At 37.8% G+C, this 7,619-nt stretch carries 9 protein-coding genes and 1 pseudogene; 4 read left to right on the top strand and 6 right to left on the bottom strand.

Translation table 11 applies throughout. The annotated features are described in order from the left end of the window. The 3 genes and pseudogenes from gatB to B4F08_RS11495 all read left to right on the top strand — a co-directional run. Positions 1-445: pseudogene (gene gatB / locus B4F08_RS11485) on the top strand (Asp-tRNA(Asn)/Glu-tRNA(Gln) amidotransferase GatCAB subunit B); the annotation flags it as partial. A gap of 69 nt (positions 446-514) precedes the next feature. Next, positions 515-1,297 (top strand): LEM-3-like GIY-YIG domain-containing protein, encoded by a 783-nt coding sequence (locus B4F08_RS11490; protein ID WP_004678216.1) that lies wholly within the window; start codon positions 515-517, stop codon positions 1,295-1,297. 138 nt (positions 1,298-1,435) lie between these two features. Further along, positions 1,436-2,377: a DUF5655 domain-containing protein gene (locus tag B4F08_RS11495; protein WP_004908657.1), complete on the top strand. Its 942-nt coding sequence runs from the start codon at positions 1,436-1,438 to the stop codon at positions 2,375-2,377. A gap of 6 nt (positions 2,378-2,383) precedes the next feature. On the opposite strand, the gene B4F08_RS11500 is transcribed toward B4F08_RS11495, so the two are convergent. From B4F08_RS11500 to B4F08_RS11520, 5 genes are all read right to left on the bottom strand, one after another. Beyond that, a complete protein-coding gene (locus B4F08_RS11500; protein WP_004908659.1) occupies positions 2,384-2,791 on the bottom strand; it encodes a PIN domain-containing protein in 408 nt (135 codons plus the stop codon). Then, the gene (locus tag B4F08_RS11505) at positions 2,788-3,039 is read right to left on the bottom strand and encodes a DUF6364 family protein (protein ID WP_004678222.1); all 252 of its coding nucleotides are present in this window, start codon (positions 3,037-3,039) and stop codon (positions 2,788-2,790) included. Before B4F08_RS11505 ends, B4F08_RS11500 begins: the two co-directional genes overlap by 4 nt. Before the next feature lie 89 nt (positions 3,040-3,128). Continuing rightward, positions 3,129-3,650, bottom strand: coding sequence for a hypothetical protein (locus tag B4F08_RS11510; RefSeq protein ID WP_004908662.1), 522 nt, complete (start codon positions 3,648-3,650; stop codon positions 3,129-3,131). 122 nt (positions 3,651-3,772) lie between these two features. Next, complete coding sequence (locus B4F08_RS11515; RefSeq protein ID WP_291374429.1) at positions 3,773-4,543, bottom strand: hypothetical protein; 771 nt, start codon at positions 4,541-4,543, stop codon at positions 3,773-3,775. Between the two features lie 35 nt (positions 4,544-4,578). Then, positions 4,579-5,664 (bottom strand): DUF1176 domain-containing protein, encoded by a 1,086-nt coding sequence (locus B4F08_RS11520; RefSeq protein WP_004908668.1) that lies wholly within the window; start codon positions 5,662-5,664, stop codon positions 4,579-4,581. Between the two features lie 126 nt (positions 5,665-5,790). Between B4F08_RS11520 and B4F08_RS11525 the strand changes: the two genes are divergently transcribed. After that, positions 5,791-6,540, top strand: coding sequence for a DUF4850 domain-containing protein (locus tag B4F08_RS11525; protein WP_080548561.1), 750 nt, complete (start codon positions 5,791-5,793; stop codon positions 6,538-6,540). On the opposite strand, the gene B4F08_RS11530 is transcribed toward B4F08_RS11525, so the two are convergent. Continuing rightward, positions 6,530-7,450, bottom strand: coding sequence for a LysR substrate-binding domain-containing protein (locus B4F08_RS11530; protein WP_004908673.1), 921 nt, complete (start codon positions 7,448-7,450; stop codon positions 6,530-6,532). The genes B4F08_RS11525 and B4F08_RS11530 overlap by 11 nt on opposite strands. Between the last annotated feature and the right edge of the window lie 169 nt (positions 7,451-7,619).

The following is a 7,619-nucleotide window of genomic DNA, read 5'->3' on the forward strand; positions in this document are numbered from 1 at the left end:
TGTAGCTGCTGCTGGCGGTGCGAAGCAAGGTAAAGTCTCTGCAAACTGGGTGATGGGTGAATTCTCAGGCGCTTTAAACAAAGCGGGCCTAGAATTGGCGGACTCTCCTGTTTCTGCTGAGCAGTTGGGTGGTATGATTGCACGTATTGTTGACAATACCATTAACGGCAAAATTGCGAAGCAAGTGTTTGGCTTTATGTGGGAAGCAGAAGGAAAATCTGCGGATGAGATTATTGCTGAGAAAGGCTTAAAGCAAGAAACCGATACAGGCGCAATTGAAGCGATTATCAAAGATGTACTTGCAGCCAATGAAAAAATGGTTGAAGAGTACAAGTCTGGTAAGGAAAAAGCCTTTAATGGTCTTGTTGGTCAAGTCATGAAAGCTGCAAAAGGTAAAGCCAATCCTGCTCAAGTCAATGAATTAATGAAGAAATTGATTGGTTAACTTATTAGCCAATTTATTGATTTCATGTTATAAAACCTCACTTTATGTGGGGTTTTTAGTGTTAATAATATGAAAATAGAAAAGTTTAGTCCAGAAGTCTGTGAAAATCTTAAATGGTATGTTTATCGATTAGTCGATCCAAGAGATGGTTTGACCTTTTACATAGGTCGTGGAGTTAACAATCGAATATTTGATCATGTAAATGGGCTGCTAACTGATAAAGAAACAGAAGAAGATCTTCTTAGCTTAAAAATGAAACAGATCAGAGATATTCAATTATCGGGTTTAGATGTTATCCATATTATTCATCGCCATGCTTTAGAAAGCAAAAATATGGCTGAAGTTGTTGAGGCTTCATTAATTGATGCTTATTCAGGTCTAACAAATATTATGAGTGGCAAAGGTAGCAATGAATATGGAGTAGCTAATATTCATGAAATTGTTACAGCATATCAAGCTGAAACCGTAGAAATTACAGATGATGCTCTATTGATTTCAATCAATAGAACTGCTTTAGAACGTGGCGTATATGATGCAGTTAGATTTGCATGGAAACTCACCCCTTCAGAAGCCAATAAAGCAAAAATAATTTTAGCGACGGTACAAGGTGTGATCAAAGGCGTATTTGTGGCTGAACAATGGTTAGAAGCCACACAAGAAAACTTCCCGAACTTTATGCTGTTAGGTGAGGATGTCTATAATCACGAAATACGCTCAAAAAGATATGGGTTTATTGGGAAAAATGCACCTCCAGAATTTCAGACCAAATATTTAGGCAAAAGAATTCCTGAAAAGTTCAGAAAAAAAGGGGCTAGTAACCCTGTAAAATACTCATGGAAAGCCAAAGATTAAGTTTGTAAGATTCCCCCACACAAGTAAATGAATTAATGAAGAAATTGATTGGTTAACTTATTAGCCAATTTATTGATTTCATGTTATAAAACCTCGTATTGATACGGGGTTTTATTTTTTAAATAAGGTTTTATCGTCATGCCAATTTTCGATATAAATAATAATTTACAATTACACACTGTGCAAAAAACCAACTTCCCTTTAGAAAAAGATTTGCAAACTTTAATTGAAAACAACCTAATCACTGTTTTTAACTGCCGTTTTATCGCAAGTGAATTTTCAACGGGTGCAATTCATGCTGGTCGAATTGATACTCTAGCTCTATCTGAAGATAATAATCCTGTCATTATTGAATATAAAAAAGTAGAGTCCTCAGAACTCATAACACAAAGCCTATTTTATCTTCATTGGATTCAAGATCATAAAGGTGATTTTGAAATAGCAGCTCAAAAAGTACTAGGAAACAATATAGAAATTGACTGGTCAGATATTCGGGTCATTTGTATTGCACCAAATTATAAAAAATACGATCTACATGCAGTACAAGTTATGGGAGCAAATATTGAATTATGGCGTTATCAACTTTTTTCAAACCAAAGTTTGTATCTTGAGGAAGTTTTTCATAACACAACATCAAATACGCCAGTAACTCTCAATCAAACAGCGAAAAACCCTGTCATGGTTGCAGCGGGAAAAAAGGCTGCTATTACACGAAATATCGGACAATACACCATAGAGAGCCATCTACAAAATAAATCTAAAGAAGTTATTGAGCTCATGGAAGCATTACAAGACATGATTATGGGTTTTGATGACTCGATTGAGGAAATTCCTAAAAAATACTATATAGCCTATAAAAGCACACAAAATATTTTAACTGTGGAAGTTCGCTTACGAAATTTAAAAATTTATTTAAAATTAAAACCTGAGGATATTCCTGTAAATACTCCAAATTATCGTGATGTTTCCAATATAGGGCATCATGGCATTGGCGATGTCGAGTTTACAATAACCAATCTCAATGAACTGATAGATAGCAAACCATTTATAGAGTTAGCCTATAATAGGATTGGCGGTTAATTGTACTCAATCAATGAAAATTCTCGGTAAAACCACTTTTAACTCAGCAAATTTGTAATCCTGAATATTTCGAGTGACAATCATCGTACAGCCAAAACTTAAAGCAGCAAAATGTTGGATAGCATCTTCAAAATCAGTAAATTTAGAATCTAAAGCTTTTGTAATTCCAACATGATCAACAGGAATAATGAGTAAAAATTTTAAAAGTTGTCGGATAAAAAAACGCGCTTTCTCATCCCCACCCAGTTTACGCAAAATATAATAAATATTGGCAACACTATTTGATGAAATACAGCCTGTAAAAATCCCACTTTCACATAGAGCTAAAACCTGTTGACTTGCTTCAACAAAAGGCTGACGCGCTAAAGCAACATCTAAAATCACATCAGAATCAACAAAAATACGCTCACTCATAGATGCTTTTCCAAACGTGCATCTGCGAGTAATTCTTTATAATCCTGCCCATTGTCCTGTGCAGCGAACATTCCTGTCAAATGTTCAGTAATCGGGCTTCTGAGTTCATTATCTTTATTTGCTTGAGCTGAAATACGATCTAAATAAGCCTCAACCAAACTCGAAACACTTTGCTGATGTTGCTGTGCATAGTGCTTTGCTCGTTCAATCACATTTTTATCAATAGACAACGTCAGTTTTGCTTGCATAGCCTCCCCCTATACGTATTACTCAATCAATTATACGTATAGATTGTTTTTTAGCAAATCATTTTCGTGGATGAAGAAAAGTGAATTGATTACTCCCCTCTTAACACACCCAACTTATTCCAAATATCAGGTGTTAAAAAAGTCGTGACTAACTTATTTAAATCAATATAACGCAACGCCCCCTGCAACTGCTGTCTGACCGCTGGGTCTTTGACAATATCCTCACCCGCACTTTGACCTAACTGTTGAAAAGCTTCGCCAACCGCTTGAATCCCCTCAGCCTGAATCACTGCTTTAGTCTGAGTCGAACACTGCTCCACAATCACACGCTGTAAAACCTGTGCTAACTTCTGATCTAACTGATTCTTCTGTTCAGACGTAACATTACTAAAACCCTTTAAATCAGGATGCGCTGCTAAAGCCGTAAATGTCCATTGCAACACCGTGGTTTTATCTGCTGCTGTCGTGGCTTTCACCAAACAATCACTCAGTTGATCAACTGTTGGCCCTGCTATAGCTATTTGCATTGTCCCCAACACAGCCGCAGCCATGATCACAGAACGACTCAAATGAGAAAATTTACGGCGAAATGAAAAATAAACAGGAGACATAAGCACAGTTCCAAAAAGCAATCAGTTTCTTTGTATCACGCACTATACAAATCATCTGTTATGACGCTGTAAATTGCGTAAGCCCAAACCTTTAAAACTTAGGCAAAATGTAAAACTCGAACTTAACCTTGTCCCTGATAATCCCAATGTGCAGGAATATTTGGCTGCTGTGGTACTTTGTTTAGATCAATATTGAGATTGCGACTCCCCTTAAATGGTTTTTCACCTGAATCTGATGCTGGTGATACTTCTAAACTGTAACGATAACGGAATTGCCACAACATCGGCTTAAGCGGACGAATATCTAGACTCAAACTATCCTCATCGTGGCATTTCCCTTTAGAAGTGTCATAATCTCGCTCAGAGAAACACGCCCGAATCATGCGATTAAAACTAAAAGGATAATTTTCAATAAAGCGATGTGTCTGCCCTGAATCCTTTAACTCATAAAAATTAGCACGCTCAATCCCTGCACCACCACCTGAATACATTTCTGAAACGGTATCAATCACGGCAACGGCATAACGGTTTTGATCCATAGGAAATAGTTTAGGAAAAACATATTGGGTAGTCCGTGCTGTTTCCTCAGAGGGCGCTAATTGCATATGCCACTGATGAGATAATTTCAGTCCAGTTGTTGATAGATGAAATTGCGCAATATCACTTCCTGACAATAACCATAGATTTTGATCTACTGTTTTTAAACTGCGCCATTGCGCTTGCTGTTGGCAGAGATCTTTAAGTTGTTCACAAATTTGCTGCTGCTCAACCTGACTGAGTTGTCCTTTTTTAAAGTCTAATATCTGCAATGGCACAGCCAAAATTGAAGAACTAAAACAACTGAGTGAAACCGTTAAAATCAGCCCACTTAAATGAATTTTATTATTCAGCATGATATTTCCTTAGGCTATTTTATTGATGTAACGCTTTATTTTACAACGGCTTCGATTTTATCAAGCTCCCATACACCGCCCGCAGCAAGCCCTTTACACATGCCTGTCCACATATCTTTGGTGTGTACAAATTTCTGACCATCCCATACCCACTCATCACTTGACCAACAATCCCCGATACCACGACCTTTTTGAGCACTCTGAATTACACCTTCATAAAAATCCGAGGCATGTTCCGTCACAAAAGTTGCTTTACCCGTGAGTGATTCATCTAACACCCAAGCACCATATCCTTCGTTATACGCTCCACGCCAACAGATGGTCATCGCCAAAACTTTATGATTTGTGAGTTTGTAAAATTGAATTGCTTGGGGTTTCGATCCATCAGAATCGTAATCATAAAGTCCATTACAGAAATCATCTTCTTTGGGTGATGGTTGAGCAGCCATCAAGATTTGGTGAATGGCGGCATAACGTTTATGTGTTGGTTCTAAAGTTAAATATGGCTGATCTGAGGTTTTTACTTGTTTCACAGTGAGTTTGGGTTGAGCAGATAACACTTTTGATTCATCAGCTTTGCCTTGTTTAATTAGTGCCCCAACCGTACCGACTCGCTTTTGAAAATCATCCATTTTCAACAATGCAGCAGTCATGCCTGCATCAGAGATACGCCATTGGACATTGGTGTTTTTAAATACAATATCAGTCTTTTGTTTGGCTTGCTGCAGTAAGGCATTGACCTGAGCGGCAGTGAGTTTTCCCATGATTGGGAAGTCCGTACCATCAACAGTCACTTGCCCTAAATCTTTTCCATTCACATAAAAACGTAAATTTTTAAGTTTAGCTGGAGATAGAGATTCTTGCTCCAAATTACCTAACGCAAATTCAGCACTGACGGCTTGCTTTGCTCCAGCCTTACGTGTCAGTAAGAGTGATGCTGGCTCAATAGACTCATGACTATATTCATCCGAATAGCCTGCTGCTCGGCATGTTCCTGTATTGGTACAATATATTTCCCAATCCTGATGCGAAAATGAAATTCCTTTGATTTCCTGCGTAAAAGCAGGAGAACTTAGCGCCACAAAACAGCAAACAGAAAGTATATTTTTCATCGGATTCATTTTTTATCACTCGTATTTTTATAAAGTATGGTAAAGCGTTTAAATGGCTACGGCACCCTTGTGTTAAATCATATTATTGCAGAAGATAGAAGATTCAAACTATGTTGATTTGACCAAATTCTAAAAATGAAAAGAACAGTTTTATTTTCTACGATTTTAATGGGTCTATTCTCATCAAGCATTCATGCTGAAATAACGATCTTTAAAGCAACTTTTCCTCAATTTTCCAACAGTGCAAAAGAACGTAAAACTGAAAACCAAATTTATCCTCTCGGTGAAGCTTCCTTCGCCACTGGTGTTCGAGTTCCTTTTTATGGTGTAACTGTACTTCATCCTGTGGACGATGGCTTATTAAAAGATTTTAAATCATGTAGCGCAAAAAGCTGTCATTTTAATTTTAAGTTGAAAGCTGAACATGCATCACAACTCAAACTGGTTGCTTTACCTAAGCTTGGTGTCATTCTCGTTCCTAAAGATTGGCAAGATGTTCAGGCAAGTGCAGGAGCCAATGGAACTGGCTCAGCCTTACTGATGGGTCCAAACCCAAAACAAGCGATTGAACTTTATGATTCTTCAGTTTGTGTGGGTTGCGGTATGCCTTATGCCACGCTTTATTTTCCGAATTTGCTCAAACAAAGTCTGGAATACGAATATGGTGGCTATCAAGATCGACATAAATTAATCAATATCGTACATCCATCTAAACAAGTTGCTTTCTTTAGTTATCAAGTGCCTAACTTGAGCTATAAAACGCACGGCGTAGCCAAATATATTGATGATGGTGATTTTAATTTTAGAGAAATCAAAGTCACTTTGGATAAATCACAACAGCATTTGGTTGGACCAATTTTAAACTTCTATCACTTTACGCATTAGTAGTAGACACATTTTCTAATACTTGGCTCGCTTTGAGTAAATGTAAAAAATGTTCGATACGAATGTTGTTGGCTCTCCTTCGATAAATTGCATAAATCGGTGCAATACACGGTTTTTTCGCTTCTAAAGGTCGATAGATGATCTGCTTATTCCAAAAGTCTTGAATCGAAGCCGGTACGATTGAGAGTCCGATCCCTGCTGCGATCAAGTTGAGACTTGAAGTTAAACGTGGGGCTTCTTGGATGATATTCGGACTAAAACCTGCCTGATAGCAATTTGCCAAAATATTATCGAATAAGTCTTGCCCTGCTAAACGGCGGTAAAGTACAAATTCATATGGTTCCAAATCAAGTAAGCGAATCGCACCGTTTTTTTCTACCAATGGATGATTGCTTGGTAAAGCCACGATCAGCGGTTCATCCAAGACATGAAGACTTTGCACATCTTTATGAATGGGCGCTGGCTTGCGTAGAAATACTATATCTAATTTTTCATTAATCACCGCATCTGTTAATGCACTACTGCTGTCTTCTTCTAAATGAATGGCCACAGCAGGAAACTCTTCACGAAACTGGCGTAACAACGCGGGTAAAAATGGATGTAATCCTGCTGAATTGGTAAAGCCAATATTGATCTGACCTTCTAAACCCTGTGCAATATTTCTGACGCGTTTTGGAATCGACTGGGCATGTGCCAAAATTGTAATCGCTTCTTGATATAAGACCTTCCCTGCTTCTGTAACTTCTACACCACGAGGTAAACGTTTTAATAAAGCGGTTTCGAGTTCTTCTTCTAAACTTTTGATTAAACGAGTTAATGGTGGTTGTTGCATATGCAGACGAACAGCAGCTTTTGAAATATTACTTTCTTCAACCACAGCAACGAATGCTTGAAGCTTATGAATATCCATTAAACATATCCTAAAAGTATAGATGATGTAAAAAATAGCATTTGTAAATATACCACTATTCCACCATCCTATCATGAGTAAAAGAGATGAGGAGGTGTCCCGATGAAAGCCGAAGCAATATCAATAGAGCGTGAACCAGTATCAGAAGCGCCTGATTGCAAGGCATTAT

It is taken from the genome of Acinetobacter sp. UBA6720 (assembly GCF_002454215.1).
Lineage (GTDB): Bacteria > Pseudomonadota > Gammaproteobacteria > Pseudomonadales > Moraxellaceae > Acinetobacter.